The 26776-nt window shown below is 61.5% G+C and carries 23 protein-coding genes; 13 read left to right on the plus strand and 10 right to left on the minus strand.

The genetic code is table 11. The features are described 5' to 3' along the window. Positions 1-16 precede the first annotated feature (16 nt). From GOQ28_RS00445 to GOQ28_RS00485, 9 genes are all read left to right on the plus strand, one after another. Positions 17-1489, plus strand: a complete 1473-nt coding sequence (locus tag GOQ28_RS00445) for an FAD-binding oxidoreductase (RefSeq protein ID WP_160354998.1) — start codon at positions 17-19, stop codon at positions 1487-1489. A 12-nt stretch (positions 1490-1501) separates the two neighbouring features. Next, a complete protein-coding gene (locus GOQ28_RS00450) occupies positions 1502-2227 on the plus strand; it encodes a FadR/GntR family transcriptional regulator (RefSeq protein WP_160354999.1) in 726 nt (241 codons plus the stop codon). Positions 2228-2229: 2 nt separating this feature from the next. Next, positions 2230-3447: a fumarylacetoacetate hydrolase family protein gene (locus GOQ28_RS00455; RefSeq protein ID WP_236844164.1), complete on the plus strand. Its 1218-nt coding sequence runs from the start codon at positions 2230-2232 to the stop codon at positions 3445-3447. A gap of 102 nt (positions 3448-3549) precedes the next feature. Further along, positions 3550-4074: a TRAP transporter small permease gene (locus tag GOQ28_RS00460; RefSeq protein WP_160355000.1), complete on the plus strand. Its 525-nt coding sequence runs from the start codon at positions 3550-3552 to the stop codon at positions 4072-4074. Further along, the gene (locus tag GOQ28_RS00465) at positions 4074-5351 is read left to right on the plus strand and encodes a TRAP transporter large permease subunit (protein WP_160355001.1); all 1278 of its coding nucleotides are present in this window, start codon (positions 4074-4076) and stop codon (positions 5349-5351) included. Before GOQ28_RS00460 ends, GOQ28_RS00465 begins: the two co-directional genes overlap by 1 nt. Before the next feature lie 135 nt (positions 5352-5486). Continuing rightward, positions 5487-6509, plus strand: a complete 1023-nt coding sequence (locus GOQ28_RS00470) for a TRAP transporter substrate-binding protein (RefSeq protein ID WP_160355002.1) — start codon at positions 5487-5489, stop codon at positions 6507-6509. 16 nt (positions 6510-6525) lie between these two features. Next, complete coding sequence (locus GOQ28_RS00475) at positions 6526-7305, plus strand: SDR family oxidoreductase (RefSeq protein WP_160355003.1); 780 nt, start codon at positions 6526-6528, stop codon at positions 7303-7305. Between the two features lie 88 nt (positions 7306-7393). Next, on the plus strand, positions 7394-8035 hold the full coding sequence (locus GOQ28_RS00480; RefSeq protein ID WP_236844165.1) for a bifunctional 4-hydroxy-2-oxoglutarate aldolase/2-dehydro-3-deoxy-phosphogluconate aldolase: 642 nt from the start codon (positions 7394-7396) through the stop codon (positions 8033-8035). Continuing rightward, positions 8019-8957: a sugar kinase gene (locus tag GOQ28_RS00485; protein ID WP_160355005.1), complete on the plus strand. Its 939-nt coding sequence runs from the start codon at positions 8019-8021 to the stop codon at positions 8955-8957. Before GOQ28_RS00480 ends, GOQ28_RS00485 begins: the two co-directional genes overlap by 17 nt. On the opposite strand, the gene purU is transcribed toward GOQ28_RS00485, so the two are convergent. The 6 genes from purU to GOQ28_RS00515 form a co-directional block, all read right to left on the minus strand. Next, a complete protein-coding gene (gene purU / locus GOQ28_RS00490) occupies positions 8954-9808 on the minus strand; it encodes a formyltetrahydrofolate deformylase (RefSeq protein WP_160355006.1) in 855 nt (284 codons plus the stop codon). The genes GOQ28_RS00485 and purU overlap by 4 nt on opposite strands. An 18-nt stretch (positions 9809-9826) precedes the next feature. Then, entirely contained in the window at positions 9827-10936 is a 1110-nt protein-coding gene (locus tag GOQ28_RS00495; protein WP_160355007.1) for an NAD(P)/FAD-dependent oxidoreductase, read from the minus strand. Positions 10937-10949: 13 nt separating this feature from the next. Next, the gene (locus GOQ28_RS00500) at positions 10950-11462 is read right to left on the minus strand and encodes a flavin reductase family protein (RefSeq protein WP_160355008.1); all 513 of its coding nucleotides are present in this window, start codon (positions 11460-11462) and stop codon (positions 10950-10952) included. A gap of 59 nt (positions 11463-11521) precedes the next feature. Next, positions 11522-12154, minus strand: coding sequence for a pyridoxamine 5'-phosphate oxidase (gene pdxH / locus GOQ28_RS00505; RefSeq protein ID WP_160348566.1), 633 nt, complete (start codon positions 12152-12154; stop codon positions 11522-11524). Between the two features lie 64 nt (positions 12155-12218). Then, positions 12219-12872 (minus strand): gamma-glutamylcyclotransferase, encoded by a 654-nt coding sequence (locus GOQ28_RS00510; RefSeq protein WP_336603711.1) that lies wholly within the window; start codon positions 12870-12872, stop codon positions 12219-12221. Continuing rightward, a complete protein-coding gene (locus GOQ28_RS00515; protein WP_336603712.1) occupies positions 12869-14083 on the minus strand; it encodes an MFS transporter in 1215 nt (404 codons plus the stop codon). The genes GOQ28_RS00510 and GOQ28_RS00515 overlap by 4 nt, the downstream gene beginning before the upstream one ends. 236 nt (positions 14084-14319) lie before the next feature. On the opposite strand from GOQ28_RS00515, the gene GOQ28_RS00520 reads away from it, so the two are divergent. Then, the gene (locus GOQ28_RS00520; RefSeq protein WP_160355009.1) at positions 14320-15168 is read left to right on the plus strand and encodes a tRNA threonylcarbamoyladenosine dehydratase; all 849 of its coding nucleotides are present in this window, start codon (positions 14320-14322) and stop codon (positions 15166-15168) included. Positions 15169-15252: 84 nt separating this feature from the next. On the opposite strand, the gene GOQ28_RS00525 is transcribed toward GOQ28_RS00520, so the two are convergent. Genes GOQ28_RS00525 through uvrA form a run of 3 tightly spaced genes read right to left on the minus strand, consistent with a single transcriptional unit; the run spans position 15253 to position 22983 of the window. Further along, entirely contained in the window at positions 15253-15888 is a 636-nt protein-coding gene (locus tag GOQ28_RS00525; RefSeq protein WP_160355010.1) for an aminotransferase class IV family protein, read from the minus strand. A gap of 57 nt (positions 15889-15945) precedes the next feature. Next, positions 15946-17187 (minus strand): aminodeoxychorismate synthase component I, encoded by a 1242-nt coding sequence (locus GOQ28_RS00530; protein ID WP_160355011.1) that lies wholly within the window; start codon positions 17185-17187, stop codon positions 15946-15948. A 6-nt stretch (positions 17188-17193) separates the two neighbouring features. Further along, positions 17194-22983, minus strand: a complete 5790-nt coding sequence (uvrA, locus tag GOQ28_RS00535; RefSeq protein ID WP_160355012.1) for an excinuclease ABC subunit UvrA — start codon at positions 22981-22983, stop codon at positions 17194-17196. Positions 22984-23288: 305 nt separating this feature from the next. On the opposite strand from uvrA, the gene GOQ28_RS18705 reads away from it, so the two are divergent. Together GOQ28_RS18705 and GOQ28_RS00540 are read left to right on the plus strand one after the other, a co-directional pair. Then, positions 23289-23417, plus strand: a complete 129-nt coding sequence (locus GOQ28_RS18705) for a hypothetical protein (protein ID WP_005016451.1) — start codon at positions 23289-23291, stop codon at positions 23415-23417. Between the two features lie 250 nt (positions 23418-23667). Then, positions 23668-24603 carry a glycosyltransferase family 2 protein gene (locus GOQ28_RS00540; protein WP_160355013.1) on the plus strand — a complete coding sequence of 312 codons (936 nt, stop codon included), beginning with the start codon at positions 23668-23670 and terminating at the stop codon, positions 24601-24603. 314 nt (positions 24604-24917) lie between these two features. Here the strand turns inward: GOQ28_RS00540 and GOQ28_RS00545 are convergent, their stop codons facing one another. After that, positions 24918-25544 (minus strand): hypothetical protein, encoded by a 627-nt coding sequence (locus GOQ28_RS00545; protein ID WP_442862067.1) that lies wholly within the window; start codon positions 25542-25544, stop codon positions 24918-24920. 222 nt (positions 25545-25766) lie between these two features. Here GOQ28_RS00545 and GOQ28_RS00550 point away from each other — a divergent pair, with 222 nt between their 5' ends. Beyond that, the gene (locus GOQ28_RS00550) at positions 25767-26699 is read left to right on the plus strand and encodes a DMT family transporter (protein WP_202109578.1); all 933 of its coding nucleotides are present in this window, start codon (positions 25767-25769) and stop codon (positions 26697-26699) included. Positions 26700-26776 lie beyond the last annotated feature (77 nt).

A 26776-nucleotide genomic window follows, 5' to 3' on the forward strand; every position in this document is an offset into this window, starting at 1 on the left:
ATAACGGAGACAAAACATGACCTCGCCGGATGCGGCACGTCTATCGGAATTGCAATCCGCGTTAGTGCGCGCGCTTGGCCCCAATTCGGTGATTACCGATGCGGCGGAGCGTGCTAACTACTGCCGCGATTGGCATGGCGATGTCACCATGGACGCGGTGGCGATCCTGCGGCCGGATTGCACCGAAGCGGTCTCGCGCGCAGTGCAAACCTGTGCCCGGCTCGGCTTGGCCATTGTGCCGCAGGGTGGCAATACCGGCCTGGTGCTGGGCGCGATTCCCGATGATGCGCACGGGCAGGTCGTATTAAGCCTGTCTCGGATGAATCGTGTTCGCCGCATCGATGCGGATGATTTTTCCATGATGGTGGACGCGGGGTGCGTGTTGCAGCATCTGCACGAAGCCGCCGACGCGGCGGACATGTTCCTCGGACTGTCGTTGGGTGCCAAGGGCAGCTGTCAGATAGGCGGCAATATCAGCACAAACGCCGGGGGCATCAACGTGCTGCGCTATGGCATGGCGCGCGATCAGGTGCTGGGTCTGGAGGTCGTGTTGCCCGACGGTAGCGTGCTGGATGCGCTGGGTACCTTGCGCAAGGACAATCGCGGCCTGGACGTTAAACAACTGTTCATCGGCGCCGAGGGCATCTTGGGCGTGGTGACCGGTGTCGCGTTGAAGCTCTATCCGCGCCCGACCCAAGTGGAAACGGCGCTAGTAGGCGTGGACTCGTTGCAAGCCGCCATTGAACTGTACCGGCGTGCGCGTCGGGATTGCTGCGATCTGATGACCGCGTTCGAATTCATGCCGCCTGCCGCATTCACCTTGGCGCGCGAGGCCATGCCTAGCCTGACCTCGCCGATTGCGATGGATCATCCTGGCTATGTGTTGGTGGAGCTCTCGGGATCGGGGCTGGTCGATATTCGCGATCTGTTGGATCGATTTCTGGAAGGGGTCATGGTGGATGGCCTCGTGCGCGACGGGGTGGTCGCCGCCTCGCGTGCGCAGGCCGACCATATCTGGAAGTTTCGAGAGGTGATGATCGAGGGCCAAGCCTTGCGCGGGCTGCATCTTCGTACCGATGTATCGGTGTCGTTGTCGCAGCTTGCGACCTTCGTGGAGCGGGCCGAATCGGCATTGCGATCCGCATTCCCTGACTGCATGACCGTGACGTATGGCCATGTAGGCGATGGCAATGTGCATATCAACGTGCTGCCACCGGCCGGCATGGACGTGGCATCGCGCAGCCAGGTGATCCACGAGGCGAAAGACTGCATCAACGCCGTGGTCGATGCGTTCCAGGGCAGCATCAGTGCCGAGCACGGCATAGGTCGCTTAAAGCGCGCGGAATTCGAGGCCCGCATCAGCATGCCACGCCGCCAATTGCTGAGCGCGATCAAAAGGGCTATCGATCCCGATGGTCTGCTTAATCCGAATTGTCAGCTAGATCAGGAAGCTGGACAGGCCGCGCGTGCCGCGATGTCCACGTCCTGACGCCAAAATAAGATGGTCAACTTCGCTCAAATTCAACGGCTCGAACATCTGCCGGCCAAAATCGCCGCCGCGATTGAACAAGAGATCGCGGCTGGACGCTTGAAAGCCGGCGACAAGTTGCCTACCGAGCATGCGCTCGCGCGAACCTTCGGCGTCAGCCGCTCCGTCGTGCGAGAAGCGATCGCGCAATTGCGCAATGAAGGCCTAATCGACACGCGTCAGGGCGTGGGCGCGTTCGTGTTGGACCTGCAACGCCGTCACGTGATACGCATCGACAGCAATGAGTTGGCCAATCGCGAAAGTTTCCGCAGTCTGTTTCAACTGCGTGTGCCTTTGGAGGTCGAAGCCGCGGGCCTCGCCGCTTTGCACCACACCGCCGAGGATTTGGAACGACTGGACCAAGCATTGGAAATCATGCGTGGAATGGAAACGCGGTGGACGGCCGAGGGCGTGGAGGCCGATCTGGAGTTTCACTGCGCATTAGCCGATGGGACGCAGAACGCCTACTACTCGATGTTTGTGGGTTTTATCGGCGACAAAATCACCAACACCATCGCGGTCGCGCGTGCGCGCGCCGAACTCGAACAAATCGTGCAGATCACCTTGGCCGAGCATACCGCCGTGCGCGATGCCGTCGCCGCGCGTGATGTGCTGGGCGCGCGAGCGGCCATGCACGCGCACATCATGGGCGCGGCATCGCGTCTGGATCTGCAATTGGATATGCCATTAAGGAGCTAAGCATGAGTGCCACTACGTCAGACGTTACCCGCCAACGCGCTGCCGCTAAAGCAGAACGGGCGCAGTTGCGCGCGACCGATATTCTGCCCACCTCTGTCAAACAGGCCCGTCTGGTGGGTCGCGTTTGGTTGAACGCCGCGGACGGACCATGCCCGGTGTTTCTCCACCAAGACAAGCTGCATGACGCGAGCCGTATCGCCGCCACCGTTTCGGAATTGCTGGAGCGTGATGACCTTATCGCCCAGTTCGATCGATGCACTGAGCTGCCGGTGCTGGGCACCGTACAAGACTTTCTGGACGGGTCCTCTGGCGAGTTGCTGGCTCCCATTGACCTGCAGGCCGTGAAAGCCGCCGGCGTGACCTTTGCCGACAGTATGCTGGAGCGCGTGATCGAGGAGCAAGCCCGTGGCGACGCCGCCCAGGCGCAAGCCATCCGCGAGCGGCTCGCGCCGATCCTGGGTGACAACTTGCGCGGCATTGTGGCGGGATCCGAACAGGCAGCAAAGGTCAAAGCTTTGCTGCAGGACATGCAGTGCTGGTCGCAGTATCTGGAAGTCGGTATCGGTCCCGATGCCGAGATCTTCACCAAAGCCCAGCCGATGTCATCGGTGGGCTGCGCGGCGACGATCGGTTTGCATCCCAAATCGCATTGGAATAACCCGGAGCCCGAGGTCGTGTTGGCGATTGCGTCGGACGGTCGCATCGTGGGCGCGACGCTGGGCAATGATGTCAATCTACGCGATTTCGAAGGTCGCTCCGCGCTGTTGTTGAGCAAGGCCAAGGACAACAATGCCTCGTGCGCGATCGGGCCTTTTATTCGCCTCTTGGATGACCACTTCACGCTCGATGCAGTCGGCAATCTCGAAGTCTCGCTCGATGTGCGCGGGCAGGACGGATTTCATATGGATGGCATGAGTGCGATGTCTGCCATCAGCAGGTCGCCGCGTGATTTGACCGATCAGTTGTTGAACTCTTGTCATCAATACCCGGATGGCGCGGTGCTGTTCCTGGGCACCATGTTCGCGCCGACGCAAGACAGATATGGTCCGGGGCAAGGATTCACGCATGCGGTCGGTGATCGCGTGCGGATAGCTGCGCCTGAATTGGGGGCTCTGATCAATTGGGTTGATACCTCGGATGCTTGCCAACCCTGGACGTTTGGCGTGCGCGCATTGATGGAGAACCTCGCCCGGCGCAGCATGCTGGGAGCGCGCGCGTAACGCGAGCAGCCAACGTGCGCCGACGCGCGCATGTCCGGGCTTGAAACGAATAATGCATCGCTCATGCTCCACCGGGTGTCGGGCGATCATCGAGGAGACAGAATGCAGAAAGTCATTGAGCTGTTCTATAAGTTCTTAGGCGTAATCATGGTGCTGCTTTTGGCAGCCATGGTAGCCATGGTATTTAGCAATGTGGTGCTGCGCTATGGATTCAATTCCGGGCTGTTGGTGTCCGAGGAATTGTCGCGGTATTGCTTTGTCTGGCTAACTTTTGTCGGCGCGGTGCTGACCTTTCATGAACACTCGCACATGGGCATCGAAAGCCTGGTGCAGCGGTTCGGCCGACGCGGGCGCATGCTCTGCATGGCGGTGAGCAACATCATCATCATGGGCTGCTCTGGCGTTTTTTTCTGGGGAGCGGTCACCCAGTTCGATATCAACGCGACCATGTTCGCGCCGGTCACCGGCTTGTCATTGGCATGGGTGTATGGCATCGGGCTATTTACCGGCGCGGCGTGCTTCATTATCGCTGCAATACGGTTGATTCAGGTTTTGACCGGTACAGTAAGCGATGAAGAGATCGCCCGGTTCGCGGGCGAAGACGGCCCTGTCGCGGAGGTCGTCTGATGATCCTGCTCATTTTTATCTCTTCTTTGCTAGGCGCCATGGCGGTCGGTGTACCGATTGCATTCGCGCTGGTGTTTTGCGGCATCGCGATGATGTGGAACATGGATATGTTCAACGCGCAGATCGTCGCACAGAACATGGTCACCGGCGCGGATGCGTTTACGTTGCTGGCGATTCCGTTTTTCTTGCTGGCCGGAGAGTTGATGAATGCGGGCGGCTTGTCGCGCCGTATTATCGATTTCGCGCTGGCTTGCGTGGGGCATATCAAGGGGGGGTTGGGGATTGTGGCCATTTTGGCCGCCGTCATTATGGCCAGTCTGTCTGGATCGGCAGCCGCAGATACCGCGGCGCTGGCTTCGATTCTGATTCCCATGATGCGCGAGGCGGGTTATAACGTCCCGCGCTCGGCGGGATTGATGGCTGCCGGAGGCGTGATTGCGCCGGTCATCCCCCCGTCAATGGCCTTCATCGTGTTTGGTGTGGCGGCGAACGTTTCCATTTCCAAACTGTTCATGGCGGGAATTGCACCGGGCCTGATGATGGGCCTGACGCTGATACTCGTGTGGCTCGTGTTGGTGCGTAAGTCAGACGTCAAGCCGCTGCCCAAACAAAGCGCCGCGCAGCGCTTGCGCGCAACCGGTCGTGGCGTGTGGGCGCTGGGTATGCCCGTTATTATCCTTGGCGGAATCCGCATGGGTGTGGTGACCCCCACGGAGGCCGCCGTGGTGGCTGCGGTCTATGCATGGTTCGTCGGTATGTTTGTTTATCGCGAACTAAAGCCCGCTGACATATACCCCGTGTTCTTGCGAGCCGCGAAAACGACCTCTGTTGTCATGTTCCTGGTCGCGGCGGCCATGGTCTCCGCGTGGCTGATCACCGCTGCCGACATCCCTGGCGAGGTCACGAATCTGATCGAACCCCTGATCGACGATCCGAAGCTGTTGATGTTGGTCATCATGATGTTGTTGATGGTGGTGGGGACCGCGCTGGATTTGACGCCCACCATCTTGATCATGACGCCTGTTCTCATGCCGGTGGTGCAGCTCGCCGGCATCGATCCGGTGTACTTCGGTGTCATGTTCATCATGAACGCTTGTATTGGCTTGCTGACGCCACCTGTGGGCGTGGTATTGAATGTGGTGAGCGGCGTGGCGCGCGTGCCATTAGGACGTGTCGTCACGGGCGTGCTGCCGTTCTTGTTCTCCTACATCACCTTGATGTTGTTGTTTGTGATCTTCCCTGAGTTGATCACGGTGCCGATGCGTTGGCTTTCGTAGCATCGGTGTTGCATCGCACGCCGGACTGGGACCGGCGGCGAACGCTAGCGAGCATGAGACTCGCCTATTCATCCAGTCCCACGTATGTGGGAGGCTGTACATAAACACCATCTGCCGAATCATGAGGAGAGAAGTATGAAAAAGTTTGCACTCGCCGCTATCGCGGCCGCACTGGGACTGAGCACCGCGCTATCCGCATCCGCCGCAGGCGATTTCAAGGCACGCAACATTCGTCTATCAAACGGGCTGGCGCAGGATCACCCGGTGGGCGCGGGCGTGAAAGTCTTCAACCAATGCCTGCAGGATAAATCCGGCGGCAAGATGAAGATCACGGCGTACTGGAGCAGCTCGCTGGGCGATGACTTGCAAGCCACGCAAGCGCTGCGTTCGGGCACGCAAGAAGCCGTTATCACCTCATCATCGCCACTGGTCGGCCTGGTGCCCGCGCTCGGCGTATTCGATCTGCCATTCCTGTTTAGCAACGAGAAAGAAGCCGACGCCGTCATGGACGGCGAGTTCGGTAAGTTCATCAACGAAAAACTCGACGCGGCAGGGGTCATCAATCTCGCGTACTGGGAGAATGGCTTTCGCAACTTGAGTAATTCCAAGCATCCCGTTTCCAAATGGGAAGACTTCGGCGATCTGAAGCTGCGTGTCATGCAGAACAATATCTTTTTGGATACGTTCCGCACGATGGGCGCGAATGCCACGCCGATGGCGTTCGGCGAAATCTTTTCCGCCCTCGAGACGCGCGCCATCGACGGTCAGGAAAACCCGTTCGTGACCATCGATACGTCGAAGTTCTTCGAGGTGCAGAAATTCATCTCGGTCACGAATCACGCGTATACGCCGTTCCTGGTGTTATTTTCCAAGCCGATCTGGAACCGCTATTCCGATGACGAGAAAGCCGCATTGCGCGAATGCGCCATCAAGGGCGGTCAGGAAGAGCGTCGCGTCATCCGCGCCATGAATGGCGAATCACTGGCCAAGATCAAGCAGGCCGGTCTACAGGTCAACGAGGTCAGCGCCGAGGAGCAGCAACGCATGCGGGAAAAAGTGCAGCCCGTGTACGAGAAGCACAAAGCGACCATCGGAGCGGACGTGGTGGAACGCGTGCAGAAAGAGCTCGCGGATCTGCGCGCCAAAGGCAACTCGTGATCGTGCGCCGATGACCATGCCTGTCAAGTCCGCATCGGCGCTTTTCGATCTGACCGGCCGCTTGGCGCTGATTACGGGCGCCAGTCGCGGTCTGGGATACGCGCTGGCGCGCGGCTTGGCGGAGCACGGCGCCACGGTGCTCATGAACGCCCGCGATGCGCAGCGTTTGCATGCAGCGGTAAGCTCTCTGCGAGAGGAAGGCTTATCCGCGCATGCGCTGCCTTTCGACGTGACGGATGCCGCGGCGGCAGAAGCGGGGGTCGCCAGGGCGGAATCCGAGTTCGGTGCGATAGACATATTGGTTAATAACGCCGGTATGCAGCATCGCGGGCCGCTGGAGCAGTTTCCCGTAGAGCAGTGGGATGCGTTGATGCGCACCAACGTCAGCAGTTTGTTCTATGTCGGCAAGCCGGTGGCGGCGCACATGATCGCGCGAGGTCGTGGCAAGATCATCAACATCGCGTCGGTGCAAAGCGAACTCGCCCGGCCCGGCATCGCGCCGTATACCGCGACCAAGGGCGCTGTGCGCAATCTCACGCGCGGGATGGCAACGGACTGGGCGCGTTATGGCTTGCAGGTGAATGCCATCGCGCCCGGCTATTTCAATACGGAGCTGACACGCGCGCTGGTACAAGACAGTGCGTTCACTCAGTGGCTCGCTGCGCGCACACCGGCCGGCCGCTGGGGTGAGCCGCGCGAGCTGGTGGGCGCAGCGGTGTTTTTGGCGAGCGAAGCGTCGTCATTCGTGAATGGGCATACGCTATATGTCGATGGCGGGATGACGGCCAGCGTGTGAGGGTTCGGGGCAGCGCCCACAGCATCTTGGCGCTGCCGGTACGGTGTTACGTCATTCCTCTTGGATGACGCTTTATGCAGAGTTCTTCATGAGCGATTCCTTGCAAACCCGATTGATCCAGACGCGCGTCGTGCCAGTGCTGCGCTACGGCGATGCCGAGAGCGCCTTGTACGCGGCCGACATTGCTATTCGCGCGGGCTTTGAGTGCATCGAACTGACCTGGACGATACCCAACGTCCTGGACGTGTTGCGTAATCTGCGTCAGCAACATGGCGCCTCTGTGCTGCTGGGGGTGGGCACATTGATGGAGGAGGATCAGGCACAGCGCGCGTTGGATGCGGGCGCGGATTTTCTCGTGTCTCCAGGACTCGCCACCGATTTGGTGGCTCCCGCGCATGAAGCGGGAAAGCTTTGCTTGCTCGGTGCTTTCACCCCTAGCGAAGTGATGGCCGCTATTCAGGCTCGTGCCGACATCGTCAAGGTCTTCCCCGCCGATACTGGTGGCCCCACGCATCTCGCGGCGTTACGCGCCGTATTTTCGTCCACGCTATTTTGTCCGACGGGTGGCGTATCCGCACAGAATATGCACGATTACTTCCGCGCGGGGGCAAACGTGGTGGGCATAGGTTCTTCGCTCTTTGATAAACAGGCCTTTGCCGCGCGCGATACCGATCGCCTGCTCGCAGCTGCCCGCCATACGCTGGAGGCCGCGCATGGCAAGCCGGCGTGACTTCGATGTGGTCGGGTTGGGCGAGGCGCTAATCGAATTCAACCAGACTGACCCGGCCGCGCCGGTTTATCGGCAGGGCATAGGCGGCGATACCTCTAACGCCATCATCGCGGCGGCCCGGGCCGGGGCGCGTACGGCGTACCTTAGCCGTTATGGCGGGTTGGATGAATTCGGCGAGCTACTACTCGGTCTATGGCGCGCGGAAGGCGTCGATGTATCCGGTGTGCTGCGCGACGACGAGGCGAATAACGGCCTGTATTTTGTGCAGCACACGCCGTCCGGTCATCAGTTCAGTTATGTGCGTAGCCATTCCGCCGCTGCACGCATGCAGCCCGCGGACCTGGACCATGGCATCGTTGAGCGATCACGTTATCTACATGTGTCGGGCATCAGCCTGGCCATCAGCACGACGGCCTGCGATACCGTATTCGCCGCCATGACTCGCGCGCGTGCGGCGGGGACGCAGGTCTGTCTGGATGCCAATCTGCGCCTGCGGCTATGGCCTGTCTCGCGCGCTCGCGCGATCTTGCGCGAGGCCATTTCGCAGTGCGATCTGTTTTTGCCCGGCGTCGATGATATGCGTTCGCTGACGGGGTTGGACGATCCGCAAGCGATTCTCGACTGGGTGAGGGCACTCAACCCCGACGCCATCGTTGTACTGAAGGCGGGCAGCAAAGGCGTGATCGTGGACGATAAGGTTTCGCGTACGCACGTGCCGCCGTGCCGGGTACAAGCGGTGGATGCGACTGGCGCAGGCGATTGCTTCGCCGGAAATCTGCTCGCCCGGCTTTGCGCGGGCGAGGACTGGTTGAGTGCGTGCCGCTATGCCAACGCCGCGGCCGCACTGTCGACCACAGGCTACGGCGCCGTCGCGCCGCTGCCGCGCCCTGACGCGGTCAGGGCGTTGCTGCAAGGCGTCTAGCGGAACACCACCGTCTTGTTGCGATTGAGCAAGATACGGTGTTCGACATGGCTGCGCACCGCGCGCGCCAGCACCAGCGATTCCACATCGCTGCCCACTTGCGTCAGATCCTGAGCCGTCATCGTGTGATCCACGCGCTCGATGTCCTGCTCAATGATCGGGCCTTCATCCAGATCCGAGGTGACATAGTGCGCCGTGGCGCCAATGATCTTCACGCCCCGCGCGTGCGCCTGATGATAGGGGCGCGCGCCCTTGAAGCTCGGCAAGAAACTGTGGTGAATATTGATCGCGCGGCCGTTTAGCGCCTCGCACATTTGCGCCGACAGGATCTGCATATAACGCGCCAGCACCACAAGATCGATCTTCTCGGACGCAACCAGACGCAGGATTTGTTGTTCCTGTTCCGCCTTGGTTTCCGGCGTCACGGGCAGATGGTGGAACGGGATGCCATACGACGCCGCCAGCCCCGCGAAATCATTATGGTTGGACACAATCGCCGCGATCTCGGCGTGCAACTGTCCGCTGCTCACGCGGAACAGCAGGTCGTTCAGACAATGGCCTTGCTTGCTGACCATGATCAACAACCGCGGTTTACGGCGCGCATCATGGATCTGCCAGTCCATGCCATAGCCCTCGGCCATCGCCGTAAAGCGCGTACGCAGTTCGTCCGCGCTGATCGCCTCCGGCAAATTGAAGTGCACGCGTAGGAAGAACCGACCGGTTTCATCGTCGCCGAATTGCTGCGAATCCAGGATGTTGCAGCCCAGCTCGAACAGCAGGCCGCTTACGCGGTACACGATGCCCGTACGGTCGGGGCAGGACAGGGTCAGAATATGATCGTTTTGCGGCATGATCGAATAAAAAATAGCTTAAGGCGTCAGGCGAGCCAGCGTTTCGTCGGCAATCGCCAGGCTGGCGGTCAGTCCGGGCGATTCGATGCCGAACAGATTGACCAGGCCAGCGACGCCATGCACGGCGGGGCCGGCGATGACGAAATCGGCCGCCGGTTCATTGGGGCCGGAGATTTTGGGACGGATGCCAGTATAGCCAGGGGCCAGCGCGCCATCGGGCAGCGCGGGCCAGTAGGTACGCACCGCGTCGTAGAACACGTCCGCGCGGCTGGGCTCCAGCGTGTAGTCTTCCTCGGGGATCCACTCGGTATCGGGTCCGAATTTCGCCTGCCCGCCCAGATCCAGCGTCAGATGCACGCCCAGGCCCGCATGGTTCGGCACGGGATAAATCAGATGCGAGAACGGGGCTCTACCGCTCAGCGTGAAATAGCTGCCCTTGCACAGATATTCGTTCGGAATGCTGGACTCCGGCAGACCGGCAATACGGCGCGCTAACGTGGGCGCGTGAATGCCCGACGCATTGATCAACACATTGCACGACAGGCTCATCGCCTCGTCACCGCCGAACTCCACCTCGAATCCGCCCTCGGGCCGCACACGCGCCGAGAGCATCGGGGTAAAGAATACGCACTGCGCGCCGGCATTTTCGGCATCGCCTTGATACGCCAGCATCAGCCCATGGCTATCGACGATGCCCGTCGATGGCGACAGCAGCGCGGCCGTGCAACGCAGTGCAGGCTCCATCGCCATGGCTTCCTCGGCCGAGAGCTTGCGCATATCGTCCACGCCGTTCGCGCGCGCGCGCTCGGCGATACCATCGAGCAAGCGCGCTTCATCCTCGGTGGTCGCGACGATCAGCTTGCCCATTCGCTGGTACGGCACCCCGCGCGCTTCGCAATAGTCATACAGCATGTGCTTGCCACGCACGCACAGCTGCGCCTTCAGGCTGCCAGCCGGATAATAAATCCCGGCATGGATGACCTCTGAATTGCGCGAGCTGGTGCCGGTGCCGATGCCCTCGGTGGCTTCCGCGACCAAGACTTCACGGCCTTGCAGGGCCAACGCGCGCGCCACGGCCAGGCCTACCACGCCCGCGCCGACCACGATGCAGTCGATATCAGTACTCATATTCGGCTCGAAATCAGGAAGAATGCTTGGAGGCCGGCGTCAGATCGAAGCCGCCGGCATGGAAAACTAAGGGCGCCTCGGCCGAGTGGCCGCAACGCTCGACCTCGCCCACCATGATGATGTGATCGCCCTCGACATAACGGCTGTGGTTGCGACACTCGAACCACGCGGCGCACTGCTCGTCGAGCATGGGCGTGCCGCCGGGAGCCGCGCGATGCGGCACGGTGGCGAATCGTTCGCGCGAATTGCCCGTGGCGAAATGCCGGGCCAGCGCGATTTGTTCGGCCGACAACACGTTGACCACATAGCGTTCGCACTGCTCGAATACCTCGCGCGAGCTGGAGGTGAGCGACAAACTCCACAGCACCAGCGGCGGTTGCAGCGACACGGAATTGAACGAGCTGACCGTCATGCCGATGGGTGTACCGTCGGCGGCGGTGGTCGTCAAAACGGTGACGCCGGTGGCAAACCGGCCGAGTGCGGTGCGGAAAAAGCGCGCGTCGAAAGGGGAGTCAATATCGGGCATGCAGCGGTTGAGTGGCGTGGCGACGTCACTCAGGGCGTAGGATTAAAGGTTAGGCGCGCTTACGGCGAAAGTCGGTCGCGGACCCAGCCGCCTTGCCCGTCGGGCAGATAGCGCAGGCGGTCATGCAGGCGCGACGGGCGGCCTTGCCAGAATTCAAAGGCGTGCGGCACCAGGCGATAGCCGCCCCAGTGTGGCGGTCTCGGCGGTTCGTTGCCATACCGCTCGCGAAACGCCAGCTCGCGTGCCTCGAGTTCGGCGCGCGTGATGGGCTTGCTTTGCTCGGATGCCCAGGCGCCCAGACGCGATCCCAACGGCCGGCTGTGGAAATAGGCGTCGGATTCCTCCGGCGACACTTTTTCGATCACGCCTTCGATGCGCACTTGACGCTCCAGCGCCTGCCAGAAAAACAGCAACGCCGCGCGAGGATTGCTTTTCAGATCCTGACCCTTACGCGAGTCGTAGTTCGTGAAAAACGTGAAGCCCTTTTCGTCAAAGCCCTTGATCAGCACCGTGCGCGCCGACGGCTGGCCGTTGGCATCCACCGTGGCCAGTGTCATCGCGTTGGGTTCAGGCACCTTGGCCGTGAGCGCTTCCTCGAACCACTGGGTGAACTGCGCAAGCGGAGACGCCGAGGCGGTCTCTTCGAGCAGCACATTTTTTTCGTAACTTTGGCGCAGATCAGAAACAGACATGGGGGACATCCTGGCGCAACAAAAATCGGATAACCCCGAGTTTACCGCCTTCCCCCGATCCGATTCAGTTCTCGGGCAAGGGATCCACCGGCTCTTGCAGGCGGCGGGCGATATGTTCCAGGCGGGCGTCGCGGATACCTGCCGCCCGCAGGGCCTGCGCGGTTTGAATGACATACTCCGTGCAAGGGCCACGCGAGCCCGTGGCGCGGCGGATGATCGCCAGCAGCTCCGGTTCCGGCAGCGCCCGGATGTAGGCGGGGTTGTCGCGGTTCATGATGAAAACGAGCGCGCGCACTGTCCCCTGATCGGTCGCGCAATTGACCCAGCGCGGCAGATAAGCGCCCGTGGACATTTCCCGATCCCATAATGCCGGGAAATAGTCGGGTACCGCCTGGCCCGACAGCCGGTACACCATGCCGCGGCACGAGCCTCCACGATCCAGACCGAATACCAGCCCCGGACATTCCGGCGTGCCGCGGTTCACCCGCGACCACAGGCACAACGCGCGGTGATGTCCATGCAGGGTCGCCAGTCGCCGTTCCTGGTATTCGAAATCGGGCCGCCAGATCAGCGACCCATACGCATACACCCAGACGTCTTCGCCTTCGCGCCAGTGACGCAGCGCCTCTTCAAGTGAGGCGCGGCGTTCCTCGGGAGTCCAAAGGCGGAACGGAATCGAGTGGGCGTTCAAGGCGGGGGTCGAAGTCGACGAATTCACGGCGAAGGAGGTTCAGCGTCTTGCGGAGGATTACGGTTTGCCCAGCCTCCCACGCTCAGCGCGGTGGCGTAGGCCCAAAACAGGGGCGCAATGCCCACGATTGCACCCAACGCGCCAAAAGCCAGCGGCAGCGAGACCTGAGAAGCATTGATCAGCGCGAGCCGTAATCCGACAGCCTCGGCGGCGCGGCCATGCGGCGTGTGTTGGTGCAAGAGCGACAGCATACTCGGTTGGCACGATCCCAGCGCGAGCCCCAGCACAAAAGAGAGCGGCATCAGGACAGTCAGGCTGCTGAACCAGGGGTAAAGCAAGAACACCAATACGGCGATCACCGTAGAGACCCGCACCAGCGTCCAGGACGTCACCCGTTTTTGGATAACCGGCAATGCCAGCCGTATCAAAAAAGTCCCCAGCGCAAAAGTCGCCAGAATGGTCCCGATCGTGGTGGCGGACAGGCCGATGGCCACACCGTACAGCGGCACTACAAACAGGTGCGTATCCCAGGCGCCCGACAGAATGGTGTTCACCATCAGCACGCGCCGCAAGGGCGGCAGCTTCAACAGCTCGGTAGCGCGTGGACGCATCACCTGACGGGCGGCCGGTTCCATGGCGGTATCGACGGCCCGCAGGGCAGGCTGCAGCCGACGCAGACCTGCCAGTGCCAGTAGCGGCCCCAAGGTCAATATGCCAAAGGCCATCCGCGAACCCACGTGATCGATGGCCAGACCCGCAATCAGGGGTCCGCTAAAGCCAGAGGCGGCCAGAGTCAGCGATAGCCACGAGAAATTGCGTAACCGACGCGTGGGCTCGGCATGACCGAGCACGTCCTGCGTCGCCACTTGGTGCAGCATGAAGCCAATACCGATGCCAAAAGCCGCAAATAACAGCGCCAGCTCGTCATGCACGAGGAACGGGATCACAGTGCCGATCACCACGAGGGCGTTGCCAAGATTGAGCGGGCGGCGCACGCCAATCCGATCGATCCATTGGCCGGCGCGCACCGACATTAGCATGGGGATAACGGCAAATAACGCCACCAGCCCCCCGACGATAAATGTCGATAGGCCCAGTTGTAGCGCCGTCAGCGACACCGTTATGCGCCCGCCCGTCAGTGCGACATGGTTCAACATAGCGACCAGGCACAACATCCCCGCTCCGGTAAATTCCGTCGCGGGCGCGGTAGAGGAGGGGGAAGGGGCGTTGGTAGACACTGATACGGCGTTAACTTCTGTCATTCTGACCATATGTACGGTTAATGTCGAGCCACCTGCCGCGTTTATGTCCTGCACCATCCGTGTAATAACGTAGGTTGTAACGCGCGGGATCGACGTAGCTAGGCACAGATCGTTGATAGATCACAGAAGTTAGAGGGTTCACCAGTGATATGCGCGATGACGCTCGTGTCGTGCGCTGTGTATTAATTGCAACGCCGTGGGAAAATACCGGCATGGAATCTTCAACTTCATTCGACGTCGCGGATCTCGAACGGCGTTTTGGCGGTCTCGCGCGGCTATATGGTCCCGAGGCGCCCACGCGCCTGCAACAGGCGCATGTCGCCGTGGCGGGGCTGGGTGGTGTCGGGTCCTGGGCGGCCGAGGCCCTGGCGCGCTGTGGCGTGGGGGCCTTGACGCTGATCGATCTGGACAATATCGCCGAGTCCAACATCAACCGGCAGATACACGCATTAAGTTCGACCATCGGGCAAGCCAAGGTCGACGCCCTGGCCGCGCGAATCCGCGAGATCAATCCGACCTGCGCCGTGACCCGGGTGGAGGATTTTGTCGAGCCTGGCAATATCAGACAGATCCTGGCCCAGCCGTATTCCGTCCTGGCCGACTGCACGGATCAGGCGGCCGCGAAAATCGCCATGGTTTTGCATGCGCGTGAGCAACGTATGCCGATGCTGCTGTGTGGCGGAGCCGGAGGCAAAACCGATCCCTTGGCCTTGCGAGCGGGTGATCTGTCGCAGGCGACGAATGACGCCTTGCTAGCCAAACTGCGTAATCAGCTGCGCCGTCAGCATGGATTCCCCAAGGCGAGCGACGCACGCGGCAAAGCGCTTAAACGCGTGCCTCGCATGGGCGTGCGCGCGCTGTGGTTCGATCAGCCGGCGATTTTGCCCGCCGCCTGGACTCGCGCCGCCGAGATCACCGATGACGTGGGGGCGGCCGGACAGTCGCCGGCGCCTCAGGGCTTGTCCTGCGCGGGCTACGGCTCGGTCGTCACCGTGACGGCGGTGATGGGCATGGCGGTCGCCAATGAAGTCCTGCGTATTGTGCTGAGTGGGAAGGCGTAGGCGGCTTGAAACCTAGGCCGCAACACTGGGGCCCATCCTCCACGACGCTTGCAGGAAAGACCAAACCCACCCCTTGCACCCGGTCTAACCCGCGCGCCAAGAGACATCCAGCCATCCGCGCAATGCGTTAGAGATGCGTATGCCATCCGCGCTGTGCAGGTCTTCCATCGTCAACGTCCGTTCGTGGACCTGCTCGCGCTCGATCAATTCCGCGCGCTGTACCCCCGGCAAGCATCCCACGCTAACAGGCGGTGTGTACCAGACCCCACGCAGCAGCAAGTACACATTGCTGCGGCTGCCCTCGCAGAGTTCGCCGCGCGCGTTCAGATACAGCAGGTCGAAGACATCGGGATGTCTTTCCAGCCAGCTGGCCGCTTGCGCGTACCAGGGACGGTAAGTCGTCTTGAAACGCAACAAGGGTTCATCGGCATCCAGCACAGTATCGGACAGCATCACGTGCTGAGCGCCCAACAAGGGCGGCAGCGGTGCCGCCTGGATCGTGCGTTTGCCGCTACGATCCAGCAGCAGGCGCAACCGATGCACACCCGTGGTGCCCAGCATCGAAATCGCTTCGTAGGCATCGCGCTCCAGATCGGGGACGCCGGGCCACACAAAGCCCAAGGCCGTGCAGCTGGCCTGCAAGCGGGCAAGATGGCGCGACAACAGCGGGATGGAGCCGTCGGCTTGCACGCGCATGGTTTCGATCAGCTCTGGCGACATGGGAATTCTCCGTGGGCGAGGGGGAGGAACGCTGGCAGTGCCGTGGTACGGCCACGCCTACAGCGGGCCGTTGGCGCGCTCGAGGTCGGCCATAGCGCCCGAGCTTTCGGCGTTCATGCCATCTCGCAAGATGCGCGCTTTCCACAGGCATTCCTGCCACTCTAGTTCAGGATCCGAATCGTACACAATGCCACCGCCCACGCTGTAAACGCCGTGGCCAGAGGCATCCACGACCAGCGTGCGGATCGCGACGTTCAAGGAAAAATCGCCATCGGGCGCCAGCCAGCCAATCGCCCCACAATACAGGCCGCGCGGCGCGATCTCCATCTGGCGGATTCGCCGCATGGCCGCCACTTTGGGCGCGCCGGTGATGGATCCGCAAGGAAACAGTGCTTGCAGGATCTGCCCGAAGGTGGCGTCCGGGACATCGGCTGTCACCGTGGACGTCATGGTCCACACGGTCGGATAGGCTTCCAACGTAAAGAGCGCGGGCACCCGCACCGATCCGGGACGCGCGAGGCGACCCAGATCGTTGCGCAACAGATCCACGATCATCAGGTTTTCCGACCGATTCTTGACGCTGGCCACCAGCGTCTGACATAGCCGCGTGTCTTCGGCCGGATCGGAATGGCGGGGCGCCGTGCCTTTCATGGGCCGCACGGTCAGCTGGCTGCCTTCTCGGCGTACGAATAGCTCGGGGGAAAACGACAACACCTTGCGGTCGCCGTCTTCGATATAGGCGGCATGGGCCACGGGGTGGCGCGCGGCGATGCGTTGATAAACGTGCCGGGCATCGCCCTGGATTTGGACATCCAAGGGTTGGGTGAAATTGACCTGATAAAGCTCGCCCGCCGCGATCAGTTCGCGGATGGTCGTGATGTGACGCAGGTAATCGGAGCGCGCCATGCGTGGCGTGATCCCGCTGATGTATCCGGCAGTGGGAAGGCCGTGATCCGGGCTCAGGTCGCCTCGCCCTGAGGCGGACGGCGGCTGCGCGGCGGACCACGGTGCCTCGATTACCATGTGATCGAACACCAGCGCAGTCAAGCGCGACGCCCCGTTGTTCTCCTCGCGCGTGGCGGGCCCGCCTGTGGGCGGGGCCAGCGTGGTTTCGGGCGCGAGCCATTCTCCCAACTCATAGTCGAGCAACAGCGCAACCCAGTTCCCCGCGCGGCGGGCGCGCTCAATGGCCTCCAGCGCGCCCGGCAGCGCTGCCGCATCGCGAACCTCGATACGCTCGCGCAGCCCCTGTAGTACGCGTGCCCGACCGGTCACGCGATCTTCAAAACGACAGTGCATGATGCTTTAGCCTTGCTGCGCCAAAAATTCCGCCAGTACACGGCCGGTGTGTGAACGGTCACGCAAACTCATGACATGCTCGGGCGAACCCTCGGCCACCAGTTGACCGCCACCCGTGCCGCCTTCCGGGCCCAGGTCAAGCAGCCAATCGGCTTCCGCGATCACATCCAGGTTGTGTTCGATGACCACCACCGTGTTGCCCGCGTCGACCAGGCGATGCAGCACATGGATCAGTTTTTCCACATCCGCCATCGACAAGCCCACGGTCGGTTCATCCAGCACATACAACGTATGCGGCACGCGCGAGGCGCGGCCCGTGGTGATGACGCCTTCCGTTAGCCGCGCCTTGGCAAGCTCGGTCACGAGCTTGATCCGTTGCGCTTCCCCGCCCGACAGCGTGGGCGAGGGTTGGCCGAGTGTTAAATATCCCAAGCCGACATCCTGCATCAATTGCAAGGGACGGCGGATCTTGGTGTGCGCGGCGAAATACTCCAGCGCATCGTCGACCTCCATGCTGAGCACTTCGCCCGCGTTCTTGCCGCGCATCTGCACCGACAACGTATCGGCATTAAAGCGCGCGCCATGACACGCGTCGCACGGCACCTTCACATCCGGCAGGAAGTTCATTTCGATGGTGCGCATGCCTTGCCCTTCGCAGATCGGACAGCGGCCATCGCCGGTGTTGAACGAAAAACGCGCCGCCGTCCAGCCACGCATGCGCGCCTCGCGCATTTCCGCGAATTGGCGGCGCACATCGTCCCAGAAACCGATATAGGTGGCGGGGCAGGACCGTGGCGTTTTGCCGATAGGCGTCTGATCGACTTCCAACACCCGGTCGATCGCCTCCCAGCCCGTGATGCGCGCGCAACCTTGCCAACGCGGGGTGGCGTCCTTGCCCACGGCCAGCGCGAGATTATCGAGCAGCACTTCACGCGCCAGCGTGGACTTGCCCGAGCCGGATACGCCCGTCACCACGCTTAACCGCCCGATGGGCAAGCGTGCATCCACTTGCCGCAAGTTGTGCAGGTGCGCGCCATGAATCTGGATCATCGGCGTGTCGGCGTCGACCGCGCGGCGCCCGTTGAGCGGGTGCTTCAGCGGCTTGGCCAGATAGCGGCCCGTCACGGACTCGGGGGCATCGATCAGATCTTGCGCCGTGCCCTGCGCGACAACACGGCCGCCGCGCACGCCCGCGCCTGGCCCGATATCGATGATGTGCGAAGCGCGGCGTATGGTGTCATCATCGTGTTCCACCACGACCAAGGTGTTGCCATTGCCCTCCAGACGCGCGAGCGCGTCCAACAAAATGCGGTTGTCGCGCGGATGCAGGCCGATGGTGGGTTCGTCCAGCACATAGCACACGCCTTGCAGATTCGAGCCCAATTGCGCCGCCAGCCGGATACGCTGCGCCTCGCCGCCAGACAGCGTGGGCGCGGCGCGATCCAAGGCCAGATAGTCAAGGCCGACTTCTTTCATGAAGTTCAACCGGCCACGGATTTCCGCCAGGATGTCGCGCGCGATCTCGCCTTCGCGCCCGCGTGTCACCAGCCCGGTAAAAAAGGTGTGGGCTTCGGATACCGGCATGGCCGCCAGCTCGGCAATCGAGCGATCGCGCCAGCGCACGTTGCGCGCTACCCGGTTAAGACGCTGGCCGTCGCACATCGTGCACACATGCACTTCGCCATCGTAGCTGGCGTTCCATGCGGATTCCTCGCCGGTTTGGTCCTCGTCGAAGTTCTGCAATTGCACGCCCGTGCCATAGCAACCCGTGCACCAGCCATGCTTGGAGTTATACGAGAACAAACGCGGATCCGGTTCCGGGAAGCTCGCGCCGCAAGATGGGCAAGCCCGCTTCACCGAAAAATGCTGCTGCTGCAATTCGCTGTCCAGGGCTTCATGCAGTTTGTTGACGGGCCACACCATGCTAAGCACGCCCTGGCCTTGCTCCAGCGCTTGCTTGACCGCATCACGCAATGCGGATTCATTCTCGGGATCAACGACCAGATCGGCGATGGGCAGCTCGATCGTATGTTCCTTATAGCGATCCAGACGTGGCCACGGACTGACGGGGATAAAGGCGCCATCCACACGCAAATGCGTATAGCCCTTGCTACCCGCCCATTTGGCGAGATCGGTGTAATAACCCTTGCGCGCGGTGACCAGCGGCGCGAGCAGGCCGATATGTTCACCGGCGTGCTCACGCAGCAGGCGCGCGACGATTTGATCGGCGTTCTGCGGTTCCACCGGGATCTGACAATCGGGGCAATACTGGATACCCAGCTTGACGTACAACAGGCGTAGAAAGTGATGAATTTCCGTCATCGTCGCAACGGTCGATTTGCGCCCGCCGCGACTCGTGCGCTGTTCGATGGCGACTGTGGGCGGGATGCCGAAGATCGCATCGACATCCGGCTTGCCTGCGGGCTGCACAATGGCGCGCGCATAGGCGTTCAGCGATTCCAGATAACGGCGCTGCCCTTCATTGAACAGAATGTCGAAGGCCAAGGTCGATTTCCCAGAGCCGGACACACCGGTAATGACGGTGAATTTCTCGTGTGGAATCTCGACGCTGACGTTCTTCAGATTGTGTTCGCGCGCATTGCGAATCTCGATGGCCTGAGCCTGGCGGCGCCGGCGCATCACCGATTGCAATGGCGTGCCCGCGGACTCAGCACCGTAGCTGGCGACGGGTTCGGCCAATGCGGGTACGAGTGCGGTTTGATCGGCTTGGGCGGCCGCCGAGGTCACGTCTTGTGGGACGAGCGCCGTCGCGCCATCACCTGGCAAGACGCTGACCTCGTAATCGCGCAGCGCCGCGCCGGTAAACGAAGCAGGATTATTCATGAGGTCCTGCGGCGTACCGACACCGACGACCATGCCGCCTGCATCGCCGCCCTCGGGACCGAGATCGATCAACCAATCCGCCGCGCGGATGACGTCCAGATTATGTTCGATGACCAGCAGCGTATGTCCGGCCGCGAGCAGTTTGCGGAACGCGCGCATCAATCGCGCCACGTCATCAAAGTGCAGACCCGTGGTCGGTTCGTCGAACAGGAACAGGCTGCCTTTCTTGGCGACCTTCGCCGTGGAAATGCCGCTGCGTGCCGCTTCGGCCAAATGGCCCGCGAGTTTGAGGCGCTGCGCTTCGCCACCCGATAAGGTGGGCACGGGTTGTCCCAAACGCACATATTCCAGACCGACATCGGCCAGTGGCGCAAGCCCCGTCTGCACATCGCGCAGGCCCTTGAAAAAGTCCAGCGCCTCGCTGACCGTCATTTCTAGGACTTCATCGATCGACGCGCGTTTGCCTAGATGTTCGATATGAACTTGCAGCACCTCGGGACGGAAGCGGCGTCCATCACAATCGGGGCAGCGCAAATACACGTCCGACAGGAACTGCATCTCGACGTGTTCAAAGCCCGTGCCGCCGCAGGTGGGACAACGACCGTCGCCGCTATTGAAACTGAACGTCCCGGCGGTATAGCCACGTTCTTTCGCGACCGGCGCTTGCGCGAAGAGCTTACGGATCGCGTCGAACGCGCCGACATAGCTGGCGGGATTGGAACGCGCGGTTTTCCCGATGGGGGTTTGATCCACCATCACTACATCGGCGATCTGTTCCGCGCCCAGCAGGCGTTCGAATGCGCCCGGAGACTCGGCGGGCTTACCTTGAAACTTGAGCAAGGCCGGATACAGCACATCCTGCACCAGCGTGGATTTGCCCGAGCCGGATACGCCAGTGACGCACACCAGACGGCCGAGCGGCAGCTCGATAGAGACGTTACGCAGATTATGCGCGGTGACGCCTTCGAGCAGCAGGCGCGGCGTGTTGGGGGCAACGGGCATGGGGCGCGGTGCTTCGACACGCTTGCGCCCACCTAAATAATCACCCGTCAAGGTTGCCGAACCGCGCAAGGCATCTGGCGTGCCGTCGAACACGATCTGGCCCCCGCGCTCGCCGGGACCCGGACCGATATCGATGATGCGATCCGCGGCCACCATGACCTGCGGATCATGTTCAACGACCACCAGCGTATTGCCCGCCGCGCGCAATCGATGCATTACCTCCACCACGCGATGCATATCGCGCGGGTGCAGACCGATAGAGGGCTCGTCCAACACAAATAAAGTATTGACGAGTGAAGTCCCAAGCGCCGTGGTCAGATTGATCCGCTGTACTTCGCCGCCCGACAAGGTTCGGCTTTGCCGGTCTAGCGTTAAATAGCCCAGACCCACATCGCACAAAAACCGCAATCGCGCGCGCACTTCGGTGAGCAGCAAATCCACGGCGGCATCCAAGGCGCCGCCAAACGTCAGCGCGTCGAAAAAGCGTCGCACGCGCTCGATCGGCAACAGCATGACGTCATGAATGGACAAGCCGTCCAGGTCATTGAGCTGTTCGCGGGACCACGCCGCGCCTACCGGCATGAAACGGGTATAACGGCCCTCGTCAGGCGGCAGCACCGCATCGGCGTTGTCTTTGCTACCCAAACGCCATAACAGCGCATCGGGCTTTAGCCGCGCGCCACGGCAGGTGGGGCAGGGGGTATAGCTGCGATATTTCGAAAGCAGCACGCGCACGTGCATCTTGTACGCACGCGACTCCAGCCAGGCAAAGAATCGATGCACGCCATACCACTGCGTTTTCCAGGCGTTGTTGCCGCCTTTCCAATCCGGGTCGCCGTTCATGACCCAGTCGCGTTGTTCTGGTGTCAGTGCTTTCCATGGCACATTGAGCGGGATGCCCGCGCGCGGCGCATACTTGCACAGATCGTCCTGACACTCTTTATAAGAAGGCGTCTGCCATGGCTTGATCGCACCCTCGCGCAGCGTTTTATTCTCGTCGGGAATGACCAGGCCATCGTCGATGCCGATCACGCGCCCGAAACCCCGGCATGCTTCGCAAGCGCCCAGCGGCGAGTTAAACGAAAAACTGCTGGGCAGCGGATCCGTGTATTCGATATCGCAGTCCGCGCAATGCAGGCGGTCGCTGAATCGCCAGACGTGGGCATCGGCGCCTTCGTCGTCCAGCACATGCACGGCCATATGTCCGCCGCCCATGCGCAGCGCGGTGTCCAGCGCTTCCATCACGCGCTCGCGCTCGGCGCCGATGTAGCGGAATCGATCCTGCACGACATGCAGAATGCGGCGCGCATCGCCGCTGGCGCTGGGCGTGACGGCGCTCTTGGATTTACGTGTGCTCTTGCCGCTTTTTGCAGGCGGCGTGGTGACAGCGCGCGATTCTTCGGCGTGGACGCGGGTATAGCCCTGTTGCTCCAGAAAACCGCGTACCTCGTCTTCACCGAAATTGGCGGGCACGGCGATGGGGAATGTGATCACCATGCGGGGATCGCCAAACGCCTGCGCTCGTTGTTCCAACGTCGCGGCAATAGATTCCGGCGTATCGCGGCGCACGACCGTGCCGCAGCCCCGGCAATACAGCTTGGCACCGCGCGCGAACAGTAGCTTTAAATGATCGTTGAGCTCCGTCATGGTGCCCACGGTGCTGCGCGAGCTACGCACGGGGTTGGTCTGGTCGATGGCAATCGCGGGCAAAATGCCCTCGATGCGGTCGACCTGCGGCTTGTCCATGCGATCGAGGAACTGGCGCGCATAAGGCGAGAAGGTTTCGACATAGCGCCGCTGCCCTTCGGCATACAGCGTGTCGAACGCCAATGAGCTCTTGCCGGATCCCGATACGCCGGTGATGACGACCAGTTCTCCGGTATCCAGAGTCAGGTCCAAGTTTTTCAGGTTGTTTTGGCGGGCGCCGACGATGCGTATATGAGAGCTCATAGCGGGGGATGCAGCGTGGATGAAGCGAAACAGGGTTTGATTTCGCAAGCGAGAGGATATCGCTAAATCATCTGTATATTTAAACAGTGTTGTAGGTTAGCGCGAATCTCACCGCTTGTCTTGACCGTCGGAGCGCAAGCCCTGGGCCCGGGGCGGATTTGTTTAATGCCCGCGTTTAAGGCTAAAATGCTGAGTTATTCCAATTTCTGCCACCAGCCTGTGGCCCTCGTTATCTGTCGTGTATGCGGCGAATGACGGGAACGTCGGGCGGGTTTGGGCACCATCGAACCTTACCGGAGATCATCATGGCTGAGCGCAAACGTGTGCGTCGTAACACCCTGGAACGCCGTTGCCTGGGCAAGTCTTTCAAGCGCTTGTTCGTCAACGCTCCCAAGGGCGTTTTCAAGATGCTGGAAAAGATCAAGCGCGTGTAATTTCGACGCGATTGATGAAAAACCACCGGTGCTGCCGGTGGTTTTTTTTCGCCTGCTGGTTTTGGACGCAGGCGGGATCGCCGCGGGAGATCGTCGGCTGCACGCGTAGCAGCGTGGCAAGCTTTGAAAAATTTGTTTGCACAATGGTCGGGTTGGCGTATGGCGGGGTCTGCGATATCTCCTACACTGGGGCCTCTCTCACTCTCGTTGGCGCGCGGCGCAGCGTCGCGCGGGTCCGGATTCTTACTGTATGAGCGCGCCCCGATTTACTTTCACCGTCCTGACGCCCACGTATAACCGAGCGGGTACGTTACATCGGGTCTACGAGTCGCTGTTGACCCAGACGTGCCGGGATTTCGAGTGGCTGATTGTGGATGACGGCTCGACCGATCGCACGCATGAAGCGGTACAGGCCTGGCAGGCCCAGGCGCCGTTTCCTATCCGCTATATCTGGCAAAAGAATCAGCATAAGAAAACGGCATTCAATCGTGGCGTGCGCGAGGCGCAGGGCGAGTTCATCGTCGCGCTGGATAGCGATGACGAGATTCCGGCGGATTCGCTGGATATCTTGAAAGAGGCCTGGGACAGTATTGCGCCAGCGCAGCGCGAGCATTATGTCGGGGTGACCGGGCTCTGTGCGCGGCCGGATGGGGCGATCGTGGGGGATAAGTTCCCGCAGGACGTGTATGACGCGACGTCGGTGGATCTGTATTTCCGGCATCGGGTCAGGGGCGAGAAGTTTGGCACGATGCGCACGGATGTGCTGCGGCGGTTTCCGTTTCCGGAGAATGTGGCGGGGTTTGTGCCGGAAAGCTTGATCTGGTGGGCGATTGCGCGGGCGGGGTATCAGAGTCGATTCATTAATCGCGTGGTGCGGATTTACCATCCGAATCCGGAGGGGATCAGCCAAGGGGCGGTGTCGGTGCGGAGTAATGCGCAGGGACTGTATCTGCTGGCCTGGAATATTCTCGAGCACCATATGGAGTGGTTTCGATTCCGGCCTAAGGAATTTTTGATGGCGGCGGCGCGGTTTACTCGGTTTCGGCTGGATTTAAAGCATTCGGGGGTGGCTACGGCTTTGAAGGATTATCCGTTGCGGAATGTCGCGGCTCGGGTGTTGGTGGGGGTGATGTATCCGGTGGGGTATGCGTTGTATCGGCGGGATCAGCGGCGGGGGGTGGCTTGAGGGCTACGTCCGCGTGACTACGACGGGAAGGGGTGTTCGGTTGCCGGGTTTGTGGTGCTTGCTGGGCTGCGCGGTGGGTACTCGGGTGGTGTTAGCGGCGTGCTGATCGTGTGCGGTTGCGGTTGCCGTTCTTTAGGCGTCCCGGGCGTCGGGTGCTGGGAGGGCAGCGGGGTGGCTCGCGCATTGCTTCAGGTTGCGAGGGGCTTTCCTGCGGTTTTGCCTGCGGCGTTGGCAGGTATTGGCATGCGGCGGCCCACTTGGGCGGTGCGGTGTGACGAGCCGGGCCGAACCAGGCCGGGCCGGGGCAGACTGCTCTAGTGCAGCGTGTGGCCGTTGGAGTTGACTGGGGGCGTGCCGTGAGCGCCGCAGTCGTAGTTTTCGTCGTGAGCGTGGTTGTGTTTGTTGGAGGCAGGATTTAACGATTGGGGCGGCTGCTTGGTGAGGGGTGCTGCTTCATCGTCTGCATCGGTTTCCTGCTCGTCGTCGTCCTCGGTATCCTCGTCTTCGTCATCATCGTCCTCTGGCAACGGCTCGTCCGTCAGCGCGAAGGGCAACATGTCGTTCAAATCGTCGGACCATGCGGTTTCTTCACCGTTTTGGTCCAGTTTCACAAAGCGCTCGCCTTCGTTCAACGTGATCTGAATCGCCCACAGGTACAGACAGTCGTAGGTGTCGTTATCGGCGGGGTCCAGGCCGCCGCGATTGCCTAGGACCTGCGCGTCCGGACCGCCTAATTGCACGTGGGGCTGGTCGTCATCTTTGGCGCCTTGCTGCACGGGGATGCCAAAGCTCACCCATTCAGTGCCTTCTTCACCCATGACGACTTCGGCCAGAACGGGTTTGCCCAGGTACGCACTGAGCGCATCGGCGGTTTTGGCGAGCATGTCCAGCTCTTGCGTAGTGAAACGCGGGGACGGGGCGGCAGGGGTAGAGGCAGTCATGGTGAATCCTGGAGACAGTGCGCCGACGATCGGGGGCCGTTGACGTGGCGCTGGCCGACGTGCGCGCCAAGTGCGCAAGGCGGCGTGCGTAAAGCGTTATTGTCGCGCGTTTCCAGCAGGGTTCAAGTTTTGCCGCGTCAGTGCGGTCGGGGCCGGCAGTCCCACCGGGGCAGGCAAAAGCCGTAAGCGCTATGATCGCGCCTTTGCTTGCGCAATGTAGTCATGTCGAACGCCAGTCCTGCTCCTTCCGCCCGCCATATGCTGTTCCCGCTGTTCGCGGCGTTGATCTGGTCGCTGAATATGGTGGTGACCAAGATGGCGGCGGATGTCATCGCGCCGGCTTCGATCGGGTTTTATCGCTGGGTGCTGGCGGGCGCTATTTTGACGCCGTTTTTGTTGCTGAGCGTGCTGCGAGATTGGCGCAAGATCGCACCGCACCTGGGCAAGCTGGCGGTGCTCGGCGCGCTGGGAATGGCGATTTACCAGGGGCTGACGTATGTGGCTGCGGCGACCACGACGGCTACGCATATGGGGATCATCACCGCGATGGTGCCCCTGATCACGATCGCGCTGGGCTGCATCGTGCTGCGCGAATGGCCGGTGTGGACGGCGATCGCGGGCGGGGCGTTGTCGCTGTTCGGCCTGGGCGTGTTGTTGGGCGAAGGCAATCCGCTGCAGTTGTTGGAAGGTAGCGGCAGCGTCGGGGATGCGTTGATGGGCGTGGCTGCGCTGTCGTATGCGCTCTATGGCGTGCTGCTGCGGCGCTGGCCCTTGCCGATCGGCGTGTGGCAGTCCTTGTATGTGCAGGTGCTGTTCGGCATTCTGTTTCAACTGCCGACGTTCTTGATGGGACCGGCATCGCCGCTGAATGCGGACAATATTCCGCTGGTGTTGTACGCGGGGATTTTTCCGTCGCTGTTTGCACCGTATTTGTGGATGCAGGGCGTGCGGTATCTGGGGCCGAATCGGGCGAGTATTTTTCTTAATCTGATGCCTGTGGGCACGGTTGCCATTGCCGCCTTTACGCTGGGCGAGGTGCCGCACGGCTATCACATCATCGGCGGGGTGATGGCGCTGGCCGGCGTTAGCGTGGCGCAATGGCGTCCGCGCGGGAAAAAGCAGCAGCGCGGCGAGAAACCGTCCAAGCGCACCTGAACTGACCGGCAGACTGACCGGCGCCCGCAGCCCTCTTTCCGGCCTACAATCGAGGCTTCTTTTGTGATTCGTCAATT

The organism is Bordetella sp. 02P26C-1 (genome assembly GCF_009763255.1).
GTDB lineage: Bacteria > Pseudomonadota > Gammaproteobacteria > Burkholderiales > Burkholderiaceae_B > Bordetella_A.

Excerpts from the sequence above, each read along its gene's own strand:
- GOQ28_RS00445 (WP_160354998.1), top strand. The coding sequence starts at position 17 with ATGACCTCGCCGGATGCGGCACGTCTATCGGAATTGCAATCCGCGTTA.
- GOQ28_RS00450 (WP_160354999.1), top strand. The coding sequence starts at position 1,502 with ATGGTCAACTTCGCTCAAATTCAACGGCTCGAACATCTGCCGGCCAAA.
- GOQ28_RS00455 (WP_236844164.1), top strand. The coding sequence starts at position 2,230 with ATGAGTGCCACTACGTCAGACGTTACCCGCCAACGCGCTGCCGCTAAA.
- GOQ28_RS00460 (WP_160355000.1), top strand. The coding sequence starts at position 3,550 with ATGCAGAAAGTCATTGAGCTGTTCTATAAGTTCTTAGGCGTAATCATG.
- GOQ28_RS00465 (WP_160355001.1), top strand. The coding sequence starts at position 4,074 with ATGATCCTGCTCATTTTTATCTCTTCTTTGCTAGGCGCCATGGCGGTC.
- GOQ28_RS00470 (WP_160355002.1), top strand. The coding sequence starts at position 5,487 with ATGAAAAAGTTTGCACTCGCCGCTATCGCGGCCGCACTGGGACTGAGC.
- GOQ28_RS00475 (WP_160355003.1), top strand. The coding sequence starts at position 6,526 with ATGCCTGTCAAGTCCGCATCGGCGCTTTTCGATCTGACCGGCCGCTTG.
- GOQ28_RS00480 (WP_236844165.1), top strand. The coding sequence starts at position 7,394 with ATGAGCGATTCCTTGCAAACCCGATTGATCCAGACGCGCGTCGTGCCA.
- GOQ28_RS00485 (WP_160355005.1), top strand. The coding sequence starts at position 8,019 with ATGGCAAGCCGGCGTGACTTCGATGTGGTCGGGTTGGGCGAGGCGCTA.
- purU (WP_160355006.1), bottom strand. The coding sequence starts at position 9,808 with ATGCCGCAAAACGATCATATTCTGACCCTGTCCTGCCCCGACCGTACG.
- GOQ28_RS00495 (WP_160355007.1), bottom strand. The coding sequence starts at position 10,936 with ATGAGTACTGATATCGACTGCATCGTGGTCGGCGCGGGCGTGGTAGGC.
- GOQ28_RS00500 (WP_160355008.1), bottom strand. The coding sequence starts at position 11,462 with ATGCCCGATATTGACTCCCCTTTCGACGCGCGCTTTTTCCGCACCGCA.
- pdxH (WP_160348566.1), bottom strand. The coding sequence starts at position 12,154 with ATGTCTGTTTCTGATCTGCGCCAAAGTTACGAAAAAAATGTGCTGCTC.
- GOQ28_RS00520 (WP_160355009.1), top strand. The coding sequence starts at position 14,320 with ATGGAATCTTCAACTTCATTCGACGTCGCGGATCTCGAACGGCGTTTT.
- GOQ28_RS00525 (WP_160355010.1), bottom strand. The coding sequence starts at position 15,888 with ATGTCGCCAGAGCTGATCGAAACCATGCGCGTGCAAGCCGACGGCTCC.
- GOQ28_RS00530 (WP_160355011.1), bottom strand. The coding sequence starts at position 17,187 with ATGCACTGTCGTTTTGAAGATCGCGTGACCGGTCGGGCACGCGTACTA.
- uvrA (WP_160355012.1), bottom strand. The coding sequence starts at position 22,983 with ATGAGCTCTCATATACGCATCGTCGGCGCCCGCCAAAACAACCTGAAA.
- GOQ28_RS18705 (WP_005016451.1), top strand. The coding sequence starts at position 23,289 with ATGGCTGAGCGCAAACGTGTGCGTCGTAACACCCTGGAACGCCGTTGC.
- GOQ28_RS00540 (WP_160355013.1), top strand. The coding sequence starts at position 23,668 with ATGAGCGCGCCCCGATTTACTTTCACCGTCCTGACGCCCACGTATAAC.
- GOQ28_RS00545 (WP_442862067.1), bottom strand. The coding sequence starts at position 25,544 with ATGACTGCCTCTACCCCTGCCGCCCCGTCCCCGCGTTTCACTACGCAA.
- GOQ28_RS00550 (WP_202109578.1), top strand. The coding sequence starts at position 25,767 with ATGTCGAACGCCAGTCCTGCTCCTTCCGCCCGCCATATGCTGTTCCCG.